This window comes from Micromonospora sp. NPDC049107 (assembly GCF_040648595.1).
Lineage (GTDB): Bacteria > Actinomycetota > Actinomycetes > Mycobacteriales > Micromonosporaceae > Micromonospora.
On the sequence record NZ_JBEZEC010000014.1, the window covers coordinates 138,232 to 154,333 of the forward strand.

Below are 16,102 nucleotides of genomic sequence, written 5' to 3' on the forward strand. Positions count from 1 at the left end.
CCGGTCGCTGACCGATGGCAGGACGACGCGCCCGTACGGGGCGGGGCTGGGATGCCAGTCCGCCTCGTACGGGCGATGACGCCGCTCCGCCGCGCCCTCGCCGGGGCGGCCGGCGGGCCGAGTCGCCGGCCGACGAGCAGGCGTCCACACCGCGCGACGAGTCCGAGCTGGCGCGCGAGATCTGCCTGCGCCAACTCGCCGTGCGACCGCGTACCCGCGCCGAGCTGGCCGGGGCGCTGGCCAAGCGGGGCATCTCCGAAGAGGTGTCGGCCGACGTGCTCGACCGGTACGACGAGGTCGGCATCATCGACGACACCGCGTTCGCGCGAGCCTGGGTGTCGAGTCGACACTCCGGGCGCGGTCTTGCCCGCCGGGCGCTCGCCAACGAGCTGCGCCGCAAGGGCGTGGACGGCGAGGTGGCCACCGAGGCGTTGGGCGAGTTGGACGAGGAGACCGAGGCGGAGACCGCCCGTGCCCTCGTGGAGCGCAAACTGCGTACCGCCCGGGGTGAGCCGGACGCGGTCTTCCGCCGGCTGGTGGGCATGCTGGCCCGCAAGGGTTACCCGCCCGGCGTGGCCATCCGGGCGGTGAAGGACGCGCTCGCCGCGCAGAGCGCCGAGGCGGCCGAGTTCGCCGAGCAGATCGACGCCGACGCCCTGGCCGACGCCGAGGGCGAGCTGGAGCGGGACAACCGCCCGATCGACTGAGCGGCACGATCCCGCGCTGACCCAGGGACGGGTGCGACGGGCCGACGTCGGGTCGCGGGTGTCACATTGACGGCCCGTCGGCGGACCTGTGCGGTCGCTGAACAGGCACGACGGTCGAATCGAGGCGTCGGCTCGCCGCCTTTGTCCTGCCGTGTCCGACACGACATCAGCTTTGCGTGACGCTGCAACTTCTCTCCGTTCGGGGGGTTTGATCATGAGTCCTTGACCAGACCGCCCTCGGAGACCTAGCCTCGCCATACAGGCTCACATTGCCCGACCATTGCAGGCTAAGCGCACAACATAGATCTCGTAACAGAACAGCATCACTTTGGCCGGCTCCACGGCCTTTGGCGGCAGTTCCGGACTGGCCGGTCCGGGACGTCGCGACAACTGCACCCGGTCGCCGACGATGCCCGAGGGCACCGCCGGCGGAGAGAGCTATCTACGGCCAGCCGCTCCGGTCGGGCGTCCACAGCCGCAGGAGTGTGCCCTGGGCACAGTCGCTGCGGTCATGACGTTCAGGGGAGGCGGCCATGGCGGGGCGGCGGCACAGGCGCACGGATGGACCTCGCGGGGTTCCGGCATGAACGCCCTCGACGTGGTGCTCCTCGCGGCCGTCCTGATCCTCGCCGTGGTCGTGGTCGCGGCGGTGCTGGTCGGCATCCGGACGCTGCGCCGGATCGGCTCGACGTCCGCCCCGGAGGATCCCGCCTTCATCGCCGAGAAGGACCGTCAGGAGCAGTCCCTGGCCGCCCTGCGCGACGCGGCCGACCAGGCGAACAGCACGATCGACGTGGCGAAGTCCGCCGCCTCCGCGGCCCGCGCCGAAGCGGCGGCGGCCAAAGCCGAGGCGAAGGCGGCCCGGGCCGAGGCCCGGCGAGTGCTCGACGACGCCCGCGCCGAGGCGGACACCGTGCTGGAACGGGCGCACAAGCAGGCCGAGGCGGACGCCGAGCAGCTCCGCACGGCCGCGCGCCGCAGCGGCGAGCGGGAGGTCGCGGTGCTCGCCGCCACGACCCGCGAACAGGCCGCCGAGGTGGAGCGGCGGGCGGCCCGGATGGACGAGCGGGAGCGGCTGCACACCGAGGAGGTGGAGCGGTTCGCCGAGCGGGAGCGGCAGCTCACGGCGGCGGGCGCCGCCCTCGCCGCCCGGGAGTCCGCGCTCGCCCAGCGCGAGACCGAGCTGGCCGAGGCCGAGGAGCTGCGCCGCCGGGAGCTGGAGCGGGTGGCCGGCCTCACCGCCGAGTCCGCCCGGCTGGAGCTGATCGAGGCGATCGAGACGTCCGCCAAGCGGGAGGCGGCGCTCCTGGTGCGCGACATCGAGTCCGACGCGCGCAACACCGCCGAGCAGCGGGCCCGGCACATCGTGGTGGACGCGATTCAGCGGGTCGCCAGCGAACAGACCGCCGAGAGCGTGGTGAGCGTCCTGCACCTGCCCGGGGACGAGATGAAGGGCCGCATCATCGGCCGCGAGGGCCGCAACATCCGGGCCTTCGAGTCGGTCACCGGCGTCAACCTGATCATCGACGACACCCCCGAGGCCGTGCTGCTCTCCTGCTTCGACCCGGTGCGCCGCGAGGTCGGCCGGCTCACCCTCGAGAAGCTCGTGCTGGACGGGCGGATCCACCCGCACCGGATCGAGGAGGTCTACGACCTGGCCCGCCAGGAGGTGGAGCAGCTCTGCCTGCGCGCCGCCGAGGACGCCCTGGTCGAGGTGGGTATCACCGAGATCCACCCGGAGCTGGTGACCCTGCTGGGCCGGCTGCGCTACCGCACGTCGTACGGCCAGAACGTGCTCAAGCACCTCGTGGAGACCGCGCACATCGCCGGCATCATGGCCGCCGAGCTGCGGCTGGACGTGCCCACCATCAAGCGGTCGGCGTTCCTGCACGACATCGGCAAGGCGCTCACCCACGAGGTCGAGGGCAGCCACGCCATCATCGGCGCCGACCTGGCCCGCAAGTACGGCGAGCACGAGGACGTGGTGCACGCCATCGAGGCGCACCACAACGAGGTGCCCCCGCAGACCATCGAGGCCGTCCTCACCCAGGCGTCCGACGCCTGCTCCGGTGGTCGGCCGGGCGCGCGCCGGGAGAGCCTCGAGGCGTACGTCAAGCGGCTGGAGCGGATCGAGGAGATCGCGGCCGGCAAGCTCGGCGTGGACAAGGTCTTCGCCATGCAGGCCGGCCGGGAGATCCGGGTGATGGTCAAGCCGGACGACGTCGACGACATCGGGGCGGCCGTGCTGGCCCGTGACGTGGCCAAGCAGATCGAGGAGGAGCTGACCTACCCGGGTCAGATCCGGGTCACCGTGGTCCGCGAGTCCCGGGTCACCGAGATCGCCCGCTGATCGACCCGATCACCACGAATTCAGCAATATCGGGGTGTCCCCTCAATGGGGACACCCCGATATTGGCGAAACTGGGTCGATCACACTCCAGGCGGTCGTCCGGTCAGATCATCGCCGTTGAGTCTCGACCGAAGTCCTGGGACGGCACTATCTTGGCCGCAGTTCGCGGCATGCGGCCCAGCCGCCGCTGCAACCACCACGCGAAGATCGACAGCAGCCCGCAGATCGTGATGTAGACGGCCGCCACGATCAGGTACGTCGGCACGTACGGCAGCCCGAACGGCAACCGGCCGCCGATCTGCTTCCCGGCGAACAGCAGCTCGGGGTACGTGATGATGAAGCCCAGCGCGGTGTCCTTGAGCAGCACGACGAGCTGGCTGACGATCGCCGGGAGCATCGACCGGACGGCCTGCGGCAGCAGGATGAGCCGCAGTACCTGGTTCTTGCGCAAGCCGATCGCGTACGCGCCCTCGGTCTGCCCGTACGGCACCGCGTTGATGCCGGCGCGGAAGATCTCCGCGAGCACCGAGCCGTTGTAGAGCATCAGCCCGATGACCAGCGCCCACAGCTTGTCGATCGACCAGCCGTACTGCAGCGGCACGTAGTAGCCGAAGAAGATCAGGATCAGCAGGGGGATCGCGCGGAACAGCTCCACCACGAACGTCGACGGGGCCCGCAGGATCCACTTGTCGCTGAGGCGGCCGCTGGCGAAGATCGCGCCGAACAGCAGCGCCAGGACCGCGGCGATGCCGGCGGCCTTCAGCGTCGCCCACAGGCCGCCGAGCAGCTCGCGTTGCACCGAGGCGTACTGGAACTGCTCCCACTTGCGAGCCTCGAACTGCCCGGTGTCGGCGAACTTGTAGCCGATGTAGGCGAGCAGGGCGATGATGCCGGCCGTGGAGACGACGCCCAGGATCGCGTTGCGCCGCTTGGCGCGGGGACCGGGCAGGTCGTAGAGAATCGACGCCTGGCTCAACTCAACCACCCTCCGTTCGCGACTGCGGGGCTCGCAAGCTCACTCCTCGCGCTCACCGCGCACCTTTCGTTCGCCGTAGCCGGGCTCACCGTGCCACCCGCCACTTGCGTTCGAGGAACCGCTGCAACGCCACCAGCGGCAGGATCAGGATCAGGAAGCCGATGGTGATCCAGAGCAGGACGGCGAACTGCGGCTCGCCCCGCTCGGCCATGTACGCGGGGATCGCGCCGGCCTCCAGCACCGAGAAGCCGGCGGCGATCGTGGTGTTCTTCAACATCGCGATGAACACGCTCACCATCGGCGGGACCATCGCGCGCAGCGCCTGCGGCAGCACGATGAGCGTGAGTACCTGACCGAAGGTCATGCCCAGGGCGCGGGCCGCCTCGGCCTGCCCGGCGGCGACCGTGTTGACGCCGGAGCGGATCACCTCGCAGACGAACGCGGAGGTGTAGACGGTCAGCGCGATGGCGGCGCTGGTGTCGTAGTCGAAGTTGACGTCGAGCTTCGGCACCGCGAACACGAGGAACGCGAAGACCAGCGTCAGCGGGGTGTTGCGCACCAGGTTGACGTACGTGGCGCCGAACGCGCGCAGCGCCGGCACGGGCGAGACCCGCATCGCGCCGAGCAGCGTGCCGAGGACGAGGCTGCCGACCGCGGCGATCAGGAAAAGTTTGACGGTGTTGGTGAACCCGTCGACGAACAGTTGCCCGTTGTCCGTCAGTACGCGGAAGAACTCGCCCATGCCTCGCTCTCAGTCCCTCTCCACGGGCGCCGGACGGGGACGAACCCCGCCCGGCGCCGCTACTCGTGTCGAGCCGGGTCGATCAGTACCGCTCGACCTTCGGCGGGGTGCCGGCCGAGCCGGAGAGTCCGAGCGTGCCGTCGTAGATCTTCTGCCAGGTGCCGTTGGTGAAGGCGGCCTCGATCTGGTCGTTGACGTAGTCGCGCAGCGCCTTGTCGTCCTTCGGGAGGCCGATGCCGTACTTCTCGGTGCTGAACGGCTGGCCGACCACCTTGAGTCCGTCCGGGTCCTGCGCCGCGTAGCCCTTGAGGATCGCGTCGTCGGTGGTGACGGCGTCGACCTTCTTGTCCAGCAGCTGCGAGACGCACTCCGAGTAGGTCTTGAACTCGACGATGTTGTTCGCCTCGGTCAGACCCTCGTCGCGGACCCTCTGGATCGGCGTCGAGCCGGTGGCCGAGCAGACCTTCTTGCCCTTGAGGGTGTCCTTGCCGGTGATCGACGACTCGTCCTTGCGGACCAGCAGGTCCTGACCGGCGACGAAGTACGGGCCGGCGAAGGAGATGTCGTTCTTGCGCTTGTCGGTGATCGAGTAGGTGCCGACGTAGTAGTCGACCTCACCACCCTTGATCGCGGTCTCCCGGTTGGCCGACGCGATCTCCTTGTACTGGATCTTCGCGGGGTCGATGCCGAGCGTGCTCGCGACGTACTGGGCGATCTCGATGTCGAAGCCGCACCGCTTGCCCTGGGCGTCCTTGTAGCCGAGGTTCGGCTGGTCGAACTTGACCCCGACGGAGACCGTGCCGGCCGTCTTGATCTTTTCGAAGGTCGGGCTGCCGGCGACGGCAGCGTCCGACTTCGGGGTGAAGGTCGCGCCGGAGCTCTTGCAGGTGTCTCCCTGGGCGGCGCCGGAGGCGTTGCCACCGGCGCTCGGCGTCGGCTCACCCTCCTTGCCGCAGGCCGCGACGGAAAGGGCGAGGGAGGCCATCATGGCGACCGCCGCCACGCGCGTCATACGCATACTCTTCTCCTTCTTCGACGGAGCCCGCCCTTGTGCGGCGCGCTCCACTACGGACGCCTAGTGCGTGAGGATCTTGGAGAGGAAGTCCTTGGCCCGCTCGCTGCGCGGGTTCTCGAAGAACTCCGCCGGGGAGGCGTCCTCGACGAGCCGGCCGTCGGCCATGAAGATGACCCGGTTGGCGGCGTGCCGCGCGAAGCCCATCTCGTGGGTGACCACGACCATGGTCATGCCGTCGCGCGCCAGCGAGGTCATCACGTCCAGCACCTCGCCGACCATCTCCGGGTCGAGGGCGCTGGTGGGCTCGTCGAACAGCATCGCCTTGGGCTGCATGGCCAGCGCTCGGGCGATGGCCGCCCGCTGCTGCTGGCCGCCGGAGAGCTGGGCGGGGAACTTGTCCGCCTGGTTGGCGATACCGACCCGGTCGAGCAGGGCCAGACCGCGCTCGCGGGCCACGGCGGGCTTCTCCTTGCGGACCTTGACCGGCCCGAGGGTGACGTTCTCCAGGATGGTCTTGTGGGCGAAGAGGTTGAAGGACTGGAACACCATGCCCACCTCGCTGCGCAGGCGAGCGAGGGGCTTGCCCTCGGCCGGCAGCGGCTGACCGTCGAAGGTGATGGTGCCGGAGTTGATCGGTTCCAGTCTGTTGATGGCGCGGCACAGCGTCGACTTGCCGGAGCCGGACGGGCCGATGACCACGACCACCTCGCCCCGACCCACCGACAGCGAGACGTCGTCCAGCACGTGCAGCGGTCCGAACCACTTGTTGACCGCGTCCAGCACGATGAGCGGTTCGCCCGTCGTCACGTCGTCCACCGTCCCTGTCGTCTCCCCGGATCGGGGTCGGTCGACCCCCGGTTGGGCAACTGTAGGCGGCATGATGTGGCGGAACGCAACCCAGTTGGTCACGGAGCGGTAACACCGGTCACGATCGGCTACGGGGGTCCGGTTTCGGTCACCGGTGGGCCGCGACGGTGGCGGTGGCACGGCGTTGCCGAGATCATGGGGGGATGACCGAACCCGTACGGCTGACCCGATACGCGCGCGGCGGCGGCTGCGCCTGCAAGATCCCGCCGGGCGAGTTGGAGGCCATGGTGGCCGGTCTCGGCCCGGCCACCGGCACCGCCGAGCTGCTGGTCGGCCTCGACCACGGCGACGACGCCGCGGTGGTCCGCCTGGACGAGCGTACGGGCCTGGTCAGCACCGCGGACTTCTTCACCCCGGTCGTCGACGACGCGTACGACTGGGGGCGCATCGCCGCGGCCAACGCGTTGTCCGACGTGTACGCGATGGGCGGCATCCCGCTGGTGGCGTTGAACCTGCTCTGCTGGCCGCGGGACGTGCTGCCGCTGGAACTGGCGCGGGAGGTGCTGCGCGGCGGCCAGGACGTGGCCCGGGAGGCGGGCTGTCACCTGGCCGGCGGGCACAGTGTGGACGACGACGGTCCGAAGTACGGCCTCGCGGTCACCGGCACCGTACGCCCCGAAGAGCTGATCACTCTGGACGCGGGCCGGGCCGGGATACCGCTGTCCCTGACCAAGCCGCTCGGTGTGGGCGTGCTCAATACCCGACACAAGTCCACCGGCGAGAGCTTCCCGGAGGCGGTCGCCTCGATGAGCGCGCTGAACCGGGACGCGGCGCGCGCCGCGGTCGCCGCCGGCATCCGGTGCGGCACCGATGTGACCGGGTTCGGTCTGCTGGGGCACGCCTCGAAGCTGGCCCGCGCCAGCCGGCTGACGGTGGCCATCGACACGGCCCGGGTGCCGTACCTGGCGGGCGCAAGGGAGGCGCTGCGCGACGGGTACGTCAGTGGCGGGAGCCGACGCAACCTGGAGTGGGTCACCCCGTGGACGGACTTCGGCGCGGCCGACGAGGGAGAGCGGCTGCTGCTGGCCGACGCGCAGACGTCCGGCGGTCTGCTGGTCGCGGGTGAGCTGCCGGGCGCACCGGTGGTGGGAGAGCTGCTGCCCCGCGGGGAGCACCTGGTCGTCCTGCGCTGACCCACGGCCCACCGAACCGCTACCGATGGTGCCGGGACACGCTGGCCCGGTGGTTCGGCTGGCGCACGATACCCGATAAACTGTCACCTTCCCGCTACTCCGAGCAATGCCGCTCAGGGAAATTTTGCCCGGAATGGTCACAGACCGGTAACTTGCCCCCGGCTGAGGTCATATGCCCCCCACCATCGTCAGTAAGGCCCGATCCGGAGGCCGGTGGGACGAACGCAGCGAGGAGGCGGAATGACCGAGCTGTGGAACTGGAGAATCGACCGGGTACGACCCGTGGAGGTCTACCCGGCGCTGGCCGAGGCGCTCGGTCGGGTGGTGATGCCGCTGGCCGCGGCGGACCCGGCGCGACTGCCCGCGTACGCGGTGGTGTGTGACGTCTGGCAGGCGCCGGGCGAGTTCCCGACGGTGATCGACTGTTACGGAGTGCCCGAGCGGCTCTCCGAGCACGCCAGCATCGCCGCGCTGGCCCGGCTGCTGGGCCGGGACTGCCTGCTGCGGGACGACACGTTGGACGCCAGCCGGCACCTGCTCGTCGCACCGGACGGCACGGTCCGCCCGGTGCACTTCGACGTCCGGGACACCGACGACGGCGAGGTGCTCAGCCGGCGACGGCTCTGCTCGTTGGGTGACCCGGGCTGCCGGGGTTGGTCGCAGTGTCACCGCTCCCGCTGGGCGCCCGACACCGTCGCGCCGGTCCTCGCCGCAGCCTGACCCGCTACCGACGGGCCGGCCGCGCACGCCGAGCCGGCCGGGGTCGCTCAAGCCCGACCGGCCGGCCGGTCACGCCGAGCCGGCCGGGGTCGCTCGAGCCGAGCCGGCTGGATGGTGGCGAGCAATCCGGCCGGCCGGGTGCGTCGGGACGTCAGGCGGGTCCGGTGGCGGCGGTGGCCGGTCGATCGGCAGTGCCCGATCCCCGCACGACCAACTGGTCGAGCAGGGTGCGGGTGGCTTCGGTCACGGCGGCCACGGCGGCCTCGAAGGCGGCGGCGTTGTGCGCGGCGGGCGCCCGGAAGCCGGAGATCTTGCGGACGTACTGCAACGCCGCCGCCTCGATGTCCGCGTCGGTCACCTGCGGGGTGAACGGCTCCCGCAACGTCTTGATGCTTCGGCACATGTCGGGTGCTCCTCGGTTCGGGTGATCCGGCCGACCCGGATACGCTGTCCAGGTCATGACTACCGCAGCGGCGGGCAGCCCGCGCACCTACCAGGTGCGCACCTACGGCTGCCAGATGAACGTGCACGACTCCGAGCGCATCTCCGGCCTGCTCGAACAGGCCGGCTACGTGCGCGCGCCCCAAGCCGACGACACCCCGGACATCGTCGTCTTCAACACCTGCGCGGTGCGGGAGAACGCCGACAACCGGCTCTACGGCAACCTCGGTCATCTGCGCCCCGTGAAGGACAAGCACCCGGGGATGCAGATCGCCGTCGGTGGTTGCCTGGCGCAGAAGGACCGTGGCGAGATCGTCCGCAAGGCGCCCTGGGTGGACGTGGTCTTCGGCACGCACAACATCGGCGCGCTTCCGGTCCTGCTGGAACGGGCCCGGCACAACGCCGCCGCCGAGGTGGAGATCCTGGAGTCGCTGGACGTCTTTCCGTCCACGCTGCCGACCCGCCGCGAGTCGACGTACGCCGGCTGGGTCTCGATCTCGGTGGGCTGCAACAACACCTGCACGTTCTGCATCGTGCCCTCTCTGCGCGGCAAGGAGAAGGACCGGCGCCCCGGCGACATCCTCTCCGAGGTGCGCGCCCTCGTCGACGAGGGCGTGCTGGAGGTGACCCTGCTCGGGCAGAACGTCAACTCGTACGGCGTCGAGTTCGGCGACCGGTACGCGTTCGGCAAGCTGCTGCGCGCGACCGGTGAGATCGACGGCCTGGAGCGGGTCCGGTTCACCAGCCCGCACCCGAAGGACTTCACCGACGACGTGATCGCCGCGATGGCCGAGACCCCGAACGTGTGCCACTCGCTGCACATGCCGTTGCAGTCCGGCTCCGACGACGTGCTGAAGGCGATGCGCCGGTCGTACCGCTCCGAGCGGTACCTGGGGATCATCGAGAAGGTCCGGGCGGCGATGCCGGACGCGGCGATCACCACCGACATCATCGTCGGCTTCCCCGGCGAGACCGAGGCCGACTTCCAGCGCACGCTGGACGTGGTGCGCGAGGCCCGCTTCTCGTCGGCCTTCACCTTCCAGTACTCCAAGCGCCCCGGCACCCCCGCCGCCACCATGGACGGCCAGCTGCCCAAGCAGGTCGTGCAGGAGCGTTACGAGCGGCTGATCGCCTGCGTCGAGGAGATCACCTGGGCGGAGAACAAGCGCCTGGTGGGGGAGACCGTCGAGGTGCTGGTCGCGGTCGGCGAGGGGCGCAAGGACGAGCGGACCGGGCGGCTGTCCGGGCGGGCCCGCGACGGTCGTCTCGTGCACTTCGACGCCGGCAGCTTCGCCGGGTCGATCCGGCCCGGCGACATCGTGCACACCGAGATCACCTACGCCGCGCCGCACCACCTCAACGCCGACGGCGCGCCCCTGTCGCACCGCCGGACCCGGGCCGGTGACGCCGCCGAGGCCGGGCGCTCCCCGCGTACCCCCGGGGTGTTGCTCGGACTGCCCACGGTCGGTGCCCCGGCGGTCGCGCCCGCGCCCGCCGGCGGCTGCGCCGCGCACTGACGCAGGTCGGGGCCCGCCGGCACGGCGGACCCCGACCGACCCACGGTCAGACCGTGATGCGACCGGCGCCGGCGCCGCCCGTCACGATGGACTTGACGTTGCTCGCGGTGTCCAGTTGGTACGAGTACGGGATGCTGGCGACGCTGCCACCGGTCTGGCCGGCGGGCGAGTTGACGAAGTGGTTGTTGCGGGCCACCAGCCGGCCCGGCCCGGAGTCGGCCTCGCCGAGGTGGTACGTGTCGGGGACGTTCTCGAAGTAGTTGCCCTCGACGAGCACGCCCGCGTTCTCGGTGGAGGCCACGCCGTAGCCGGTGTTGGCCCGGTAGTAGTTGTTGTAGACGTGCACCGGGTTGCCGAAGCGCACCCGGGGGTTGCGCTGCTTGCTGCCGTCGAACCAGTTGTGGTGGTACGTGACCCGCAGGTGCCCGGTGTCCTGGGCGCCGTTGTCGTCGCTGTGCCCGAGCAGCATCGTCTTGTCGTGGTTGAAGACCCGGTTCCACGACACCGTGACGAAGTCCGAGCCGCGCTTGATGTCGACCGCGCCGTCGTACCCGTTGCTGAAGGTGTTGTGGTCGATCCAGATGTTGGTGGCCGACTCCTGCACGTTGATCGCGTCGTCGTTCCAGTCCCGGAAGGTCAGATTCCGGATGATGACGTTGCGGTCACCGCTGACGTTGAGCCCGCAGCCGACGATCGTCGCGCCGGAGTTGCCGAGGATGGTCTTGTTGGACCGCACCCGCAGCATGCCCGAGCAGGAGATGGTGCCGGACACCCGGATCACCGCCGACCCGGTCGCGTTCAGCGCGCTGGTCAGCGCCGAGGCGTTCGTGACGGTGGTCGCCGGTGCGCCGCCACCGCCGGTGGTGCCGCCGTTCTGGGTGGCCCAGCCGACCAGGCCGGTCTGCGGCGGAACGCTCGGCGGCGGATCGCTGGGAATCGGCGGCGTGGTGGGCGGGTTGGTGGGCGTGCCCGGGGTGGTCGGTGGGGCGATGGTCGGGGTGGTGGTGCCGCCGGTGCAGGCCACGTTGTTCAGGGTGAAGCTGGTCGGCGCCGGGTTGCTGGAGTTCCAACTCGCGTTGAAGCCGAACGAGGCGCTGCCGTTGGTGGCCAGGTTGCCGTTGTAGTCGACGTTGGCGGCGGAGACCTGGCTGCCGCTCTGCGTGACGGTGGCCCCCCACGCCTGGCTGACCTGCTGGCCGGCCCCGTACGACCAGCGCAGCGTCCACCCGGAGACCGGGTCGCCGAGGTTGGTGACCGTGACGTTGCCGGTGAACCCACCCGGCCACTGGCTGGCGACCGAGTAGGCGACCTGACAGCCGGCTGCCGCCTGGGCCGACACGGCCGTCAGGAGACCGCCGGTGACCAGCGCGGCGGTCGCGGCGGCGGTGGTGGCGAGCAGCGTCATCCGACGCTGTGTTGTGCGCATGCTGCTTCCTTTCGATGAGGCGGACACACTGTCGCGACGCCCATGCCCGTGGGCGGCTAGGTGATCCGGGATCTCAGGTCCCGGGTCCGCCGGTGCGTTTCGGTGCGAAGAAGCGGCTCCCGCGTTCGCGCCGGCCGCAGCGAAGGCAAGCGCTTTCCCGATGGAAGCATAGGAGAACCTTGATGTAAATGCTCCGTGCGGCCCTGGTCCGCCGCCCTACGGAGGGCTCGGTGTGCGCCTGCCCTGGCCTGGCCCGGCGTGCGCCCGGCTCTCGGCCCGGCACGACGTGCGCCCGGCCCGAGGTGGCCGACGCCCTCGGCGTGGGCGTCGACCACCTCGGTTGCTCAACAGCTCGCGCCGTTGAGCTTCACGGTCGCCGGGGCGCTGGCCGTACCGTTGGCGGTGAAGCCCACGGTGACCGAGGCGCCCGCCGCCAGAGACGGCGCGTGGCTGGGCGCGGCGGCCGTGACCGTCGTACCGGACTGGGTGACGGTGGCGTTCCACCCGCTGCCCAGCGTCACGCCGGACGGCCAGGTCCAGGTGGCCGACCACGGATTCACTGCGGCAGTGCCGGTGTTCTTCACGGTCAACTCACCCTGGAAGCCGCCCTGCCAGGCGTTGACCTGCCGGTAGGTGGCCGTGCAGGCGCCGGGGGGCGCGCTCGTCGGCCCGCCGGTCGGCCCGCCCGTGGGGCCGCCGGTCGGCCCGCCGGTGGGTCCGCCGCCGCTCGGCGCGATCAGGTACGGCTGCAGGATCGCCTGCTTGGTGGTGTTGATGTTGGTCCAGTCGTCCAGCGCGATGCCGCCGGTGTCACCCGAGTTCGGGTTCCACGACCAGTAGGTGAACGACATCCCGGTCACGCCGGTGCCGGTGTACGCCATCAACTTCTCCAGCCACACCCGGTCCTTCGGGTCGGCCAGGGTGCTGCCGAACTCACCCATCATGATCGGGGCGATGTTCTGCTTGTAGAGGTAACCGAAGTACTTGTCCCAGATCGCCGGCATGTTCGCCGGGTAGTCCGGGGCGTCGAACCAGGTCTGCCGGTACACCGACGTCGCGTACTCGTGCGGCGAGTAGACCAGCCGGTTCGCCACGTTCAGCCGGACCGGGTACTGACCGGCCTTCGACAGGTTGCCGCCCCACCAGCCGCAGTCCTCGTCGTTGCTCGGGTCGTTGTCCCACACGTTGGAGAGACCACCGCTCGGGCAGCTCACCCCCTCCACGAAGATCAACCAGTTGGGTTGCACGCCGAGAATGGCGTTACCGGCCCGCTCCGCGGCGAGCCGCCAGTCCCGCGCCGTGTCGCCGCAACCCCAGCACGCGCCGGTGGCCGCCGGGTTCGTACCCTCGGCGTGCGGCTCGTTGTGCAGGTCCGCGCCGATCACCGTCGGATTGCCCGCGTACCGCTGGGCGAGCATCTTCCAGTCGTTGATCCAGGTCGCCTCGGAGACCGTCGACGTGTACCACAGCGGCGACTGCCCCGCCGACGTCGGCCGGTGCCGGTCCAGGATGATCCGCATTCCCTTGCTGCCGGCGTAGGCGATCACCTTGTCCAGGATCTGCAACGGCGACAGCCCCACCAGGTCCGGGTTGACGAAGTCGTTGATCCCGGTGGCGGTCGCGCCCGCCTTCAGCGCGTCGTTCGAGTACGGCACCCGCAGCGTGTTGTAGCCCAGCCGGGCCATCGTGTCGAGCTGACCCCGCCACGGATTGCTCGACCAGAGCCCGTGGAAGGTCTTGTTGTCGGTCTCCATGCCGAACCAGTTGATGCCGGTCAACCGGACCGTGGCCCCGGTGCTGTCCACGATCTGGCTACCGTTCGTGTGCAGATAACCGGTTCCGGTACCGGCGGCGGAAGCCGGGGTGGTGCTGACGGTGGCGGCGAGGAACACGCCGGCCGCGGCGGTGGCGAGCGCGGTCAGCGCGCTGCCGAGAGCTTTCGTACGGGTCATTCGAGCTCCACTTCGGACGCACGACGCCGTCCATCGACGACGTCGGCAGGCGGCCGTGCGCACATCACGGCCCCTTCGGGGGTACGCGGACAGTGCGCGACGGCCCATGTCACGCGGACGGGAAACTCGCGGCAGCTCACCGGCCGATCCTCGACGGCGATGCTCGCCGTCGGCGCCCTCGGCCCGGTGGCCCTACCTGACTCCGTCGCCCATTCTCATCAGCCCACCTCAATGCGTCAACTGCACACCCGGTCCCGCCCCCGCCCCGGTCCCGCCCCGGTCCCGCCCCGGTCCCGCCCCCGTCCGGCCCGGTCCCGCCCCCGCGCCGCCCCCGCGCCGCCCCCGCGCCGCCCGGTGGCGGCAAGATCGTGCTCGATCCTGGAAGTAGTGGTGTCACCGCGTTGGATAGCCACTGGATCCAGGATCGAGCGCGATCATGTCGATGGGCAGACGCCCGAGGCCTGACTCCCGCGCCCCCCGCGCTAGCCCGCTCCAAGATCCTCACAACTTCGGAGAAGTTGCTGGTTCCCGCGCGTCCGAGGCAGCAACTTCGGGGATGTTGTGAGGATCTTGGCGTGCGTGCGTGCGTGCGTGCGTGCGTGCGTGCGTGCGTGCGGGCGGGCGGGCGTGCGGGCGTGCGGGTGTGCGGGCGTGCGGGTGTGCGGGTGTGCGGGCGTGCGGGTGTGCGGGTGTGCGGGCGTGCGGGCGTGCGGGCGTGCGGGTGTGCGGGCGTGCGGGCGTGCGGGTGTGCGGGTGTGCGGGTGTGCGGGTGTGCGGGTGTGCGGGTGTGCGGGTGTGTGGGCGTGTGGGCGTGTGGGCATACGGGCGGGCGTGTCGGATGAGGTGGGGATGCGCGGCTAGGTGGTGCGGAGTGGACGACCCCGGGACGCGCGCGAGCCCCCGGTCCCGCGCGGGGACCGGGGGCTCGCGAATTGCGTCGGGTCAGCCGGCCTGCTCGGCGAGCTGGAGGAACTGTCGCTTGGAGGCGAGGGCCTGCTCGGCCTCCTTGATGCGCCGGGCGTCCCCGGCGCTCTGCGCCCGGGACAGCCGCTCCTCGGCCTCCGCCACCTGGGCCCGCATCTGGGCGAGCAGCGGGTTGTCCTCCTTGGTGGTACGCCGCCACGCGGAGTCCATCACCTCGCGGACCTTGTCGTCGATGACGCGCAACCGGCGCTCCAGCCCGGCGGCGGCCTCGCGGGGCACCCGGCCGGCCTCGTGCCACTGTGCCTGGATCTCGCGCAGCTTGGCCTGGGCGCCCTTGGGGTCGGCGTCGATGTCCAGGGCCTCGGCCTCGGCCAGCAGGGCCTGCTTACGCTCCAGGTTGCCGCGCTGTTCGTTGTCCCGTGCCGAGAAGACCTCGCTGCGCCGGCTGAAGAAGGCGTCCTGGGCGGCCCGGAACCGTTCCCAGAGCTTCTGCTCGGCCTCCTTGGAGGCGCGGGGCGCGGCCTTCCACTGGGTCATCAGCTCCTTGAGCTGGTTGGCCGTGGCGGCCCACTCGGTGGATTCCTTGATCTTTTCGGCCTCGGCGACCAGCTCTTCCTTGACGGTCTGCGCCTGCTTGCGCTGCGCGTCCAGGGAGGCGAAGTGGGCGCCGCGGCGTCGGGTGAAGCCGTCCCGCGCGGCGGCGAAGCGCTTCCACAGCTCGCCGTCGGCCTTCTTGTCGACCCCGCGAATGGTCTTCCACTCGTCGAGGATCTCCTTGAGGCGGTCACCGGCCGTCTTCCAACCGGTCGACTCCGCGGCGAGCTTCTCGGCCTCCTCGACCAGGGCGGTCTTGCGGGCCAGGGCCTCACCGCGGGCGGCGTCCCGGGCGGCGCGCGCCTCGGTGGCCTTCTCCTCGGCGAGGGTCGCCAGCTTGTCCAGTCGGGCGGTCAGGGCGTCGATGTCGCCGACCACGTGGGCCTCCGGCAGCGTGGCGCGGATCCGCCGGATCGTGCTCAACGAGTGCCCGGCGTCCGCCGCGCCCGAGTTGAGCCGCGCTTCGGTCAGATCCACCTCGGTGACCAGGTCGGCGAAGCGGCGCGCGAAGTGCGCGAGCCCTTCCTCCGGCGCTCCTGCCTGCCAGGATCCGACCACCCGCTCGCCCTCGGCGGTCTTGACGTAAACGGTGCCGTCCGCGTCCACCCGTCCGAAGGCAGTCCAGTCGCTCATGTGCCCATCCTCGTTCTCCCGGCGTCGAGGGAGCAGTCCCCCGTCGCCGCCACGGCGCAGCCAAGTTGCTTCCGGCATTGTCACAGGTCCGACCCGGTCCGCGTC

13 protein-coding genes are annotated in these 16,102 nt (G+C 70.8%); 5 read left to right on the forward strand and 8 right to left on the reverse strand.

The window, feature by feature from the left end; translation table 11 throughout:
- The first annotated feature begins 14 nt into the window (after window positions 1-14).
- Together AB0B55_RS29350 and rny are read left to right on the forward strand one after the other, a co-directional pair.
- Window positions 15-707: a regulatory protein RecX gene (locus AB0B55_RS29350; RefSeq protein WP_357175228.1), complete on the forward strand. Its 693-nt coding sequence runs from the start codon at window positions 15-17 to the stop codon at window positions 705-707.
- 583 nt (window positions 708-1,290) lie between these two features.
- The gene (gene rny / locus AB0B55_RS29355; protein ID WP_357122602.1) at window positions 1,291-3,057 is read left to right on the forward strand and encodes a ribonuclease Y; all 1,767 of its coding nucleotides are present in this window, start codon (window positions 1,291-1,293) and stop codon (window positions 3,055-3,057) included.
- 103 nt (window positions 3,058-3,160) lie between these two features.
- On the opposite strand, the gene AB0B55_RS29360 is transcribed toward rny, so the two are convergent.
- The 4 genes from AB0B55_RS29360 to AB0B55_RS29375 all read right to left on the reverse strand — a co-directional run bounded on the left by AB0B55_RS29360 (window position 3,161) and on the right by AB0B55_RS29375 (window position 6,606).
- Window positions 3,161-4,033, reverse strand: coding sequence for an amino acid ABC transporter permease (locus tag AB0B55_RS29360; protein WP_357122605.1), 873 nt, complete (start codon window positions 4,031-4,033; stop codon window positions 3,161-3,163).
- An 85-nt stretch (window positions 4,034-4,118) separates the two neighbouring features.
- A complete protein-coding gene (locus tag AB0B55_RS29365; RefSeq protein ID WP_357122608.1) occupies window positions 4,119-4,775 on the reverse strand; it encodes an amino acid ABC transporter permease in 657 nt (218 codons plus the stop codon).
- A gap of 82 nt (window positions 4,776-4,857) precedes the next feature.
- Window positions 4,858-5,793, reverse strand: a complete 936-nt coding sequence (locus AB0B55_RS29370) for a glutamate ABC transporter substrate-binding protein (RefSeq protein ID WP_357122611.1) — start codon at window positions 5,791-5,793, stop codon at window positions 4,858-4,860.
- Window positions 5,794-5,850: 57 nt separating this feature from the next.
- Window positions 5,851-6,606, reverse strand: coding sequence for an amino acid ABC transporter ATP-binding protein (locus AB0B55_RS29375; RefSeq protein ID WP_357122614.1), 756 nt, complete (start codon window positions 6,604-6,606; stop codon window positions 5,851-5,853).
- A 194-nt stretch (window positions 6,607-6,800) separates the two neighbouring features.
- Between AB0B55_RS29375 and selD the strand changes: the two genes are divergently transcribed.
- Both selD and AB0B55_RS29385 read left to right on the forward strand, forming a co-directional pair.
- The gene (gene selD, locus AB0B55_RS29380; RefSeq protein ID WP_357122617.1) at window positions 6,801-7,790 is read left to right on the forward strand and encodes a selenide, water dikinase SelD; all 990 of its coding nucleotides are present in this window, start codon (window positions 6,801-6,803) and stop codon (window positions 7,788-7,790) included.
- Window positions 7,791-8,030: 240 nt separating this feature from the next.
- Window positions 8,031-8,510: a hypothetical protein gene (locus AB0B55_RS29385; protein ID WP_357122620.1), complete on the forward strand. Its 480-nt coding sequence runs from the start codon at window positions 8,031-8,033 to the stop codon at window positions 8,508-8,510.
- A gap of 151 nt (window positions 8,511-8,661) precedes the next feature.
- Here AB0B55_RS29385 and AB0B55_RS29390 read toward each other — a convergent pair whose 3' ends face one another.
- Window positions 8,662-8,913 (reverse strand): DUF2277 family protein, encoded by a 252-nt coding sequence (locus tag AB0B55_RS29390; protein WP_357122623.1) that lies wholly within the window; start codon window positions 8,911-8,913, stop codon window positions 8,662-8,664.
- A 55-nt stretch (window positions 8,914-8,968) separates the two neighbouring features.
- Between AB0B55_RS29390 and miaB the strand changes: the two genes are divergently transcribed.
- Entirely contained in the window at window positions 8,969-10,468 is a 1,500-nt protein-coding gene (gene miaB / locus AB0B55_RS29395; protein ID WP_357122626.1) for a tRNA (N6-isopentenyl adenosine(37)-C2)-methylthiotransferase MiaB, read from the forward strand.
- 46 nt (window positions 10,469-10,514) lie between these two features.
- Here the strand turns inward: miaB and AB0B55_RS29400 are convergent, their stop codons facing one another.
- The 3 genes from AB0B55_RS29400 to AB0B55_RS29410 all read right to left on the reverse strand — a co-directional run bounded on the left by AB0B55_RS29400 (window position 10,515) and on the right by AB0B55_RS29410 (window position 15,997).
- Window positions 10,515-11,894, reverse strand: coding sequence for a cellulose binding domain-containing protein (locus AB0B55_RS29400; RefSeq protein ID WP_357175231.1), 1,380 nt, complete (start codon window positions 11,892-11,894; stop codon window positions 10,515-10,517).
- A 344-nt stretch (window positions 11,895-12,238) separates the two neighbouring features.
- On the reverse strand, window positions 12,239-13,846 hold the full coding sequence (locus AB0B55_RS29405; RefSeq protein ID WP_355053246.1) for a cellulase family glycosylhydrolase: 1,608 nt from the start codon (window positions 13,844-13,846) through the stop codon (window positions 12,239-12,241).
- A gap of 942 nt (window positions 13,847-14,788) precedes the next feature.
- Window positions 14,789-15,997: a DUF349 domain-containing protein gene (locus tag AB0B55_RS29410; RefSeq protein ID WP_357122632.1), complete on the reverse strand. Its 1,209-nt coding sequence runs from the start codon at window positions 15,995-15,997 to the stop codon at window positions 14,789-14,791.
- Window positions 15,998-16,102 lie beyond the last annotated feature (105 nt).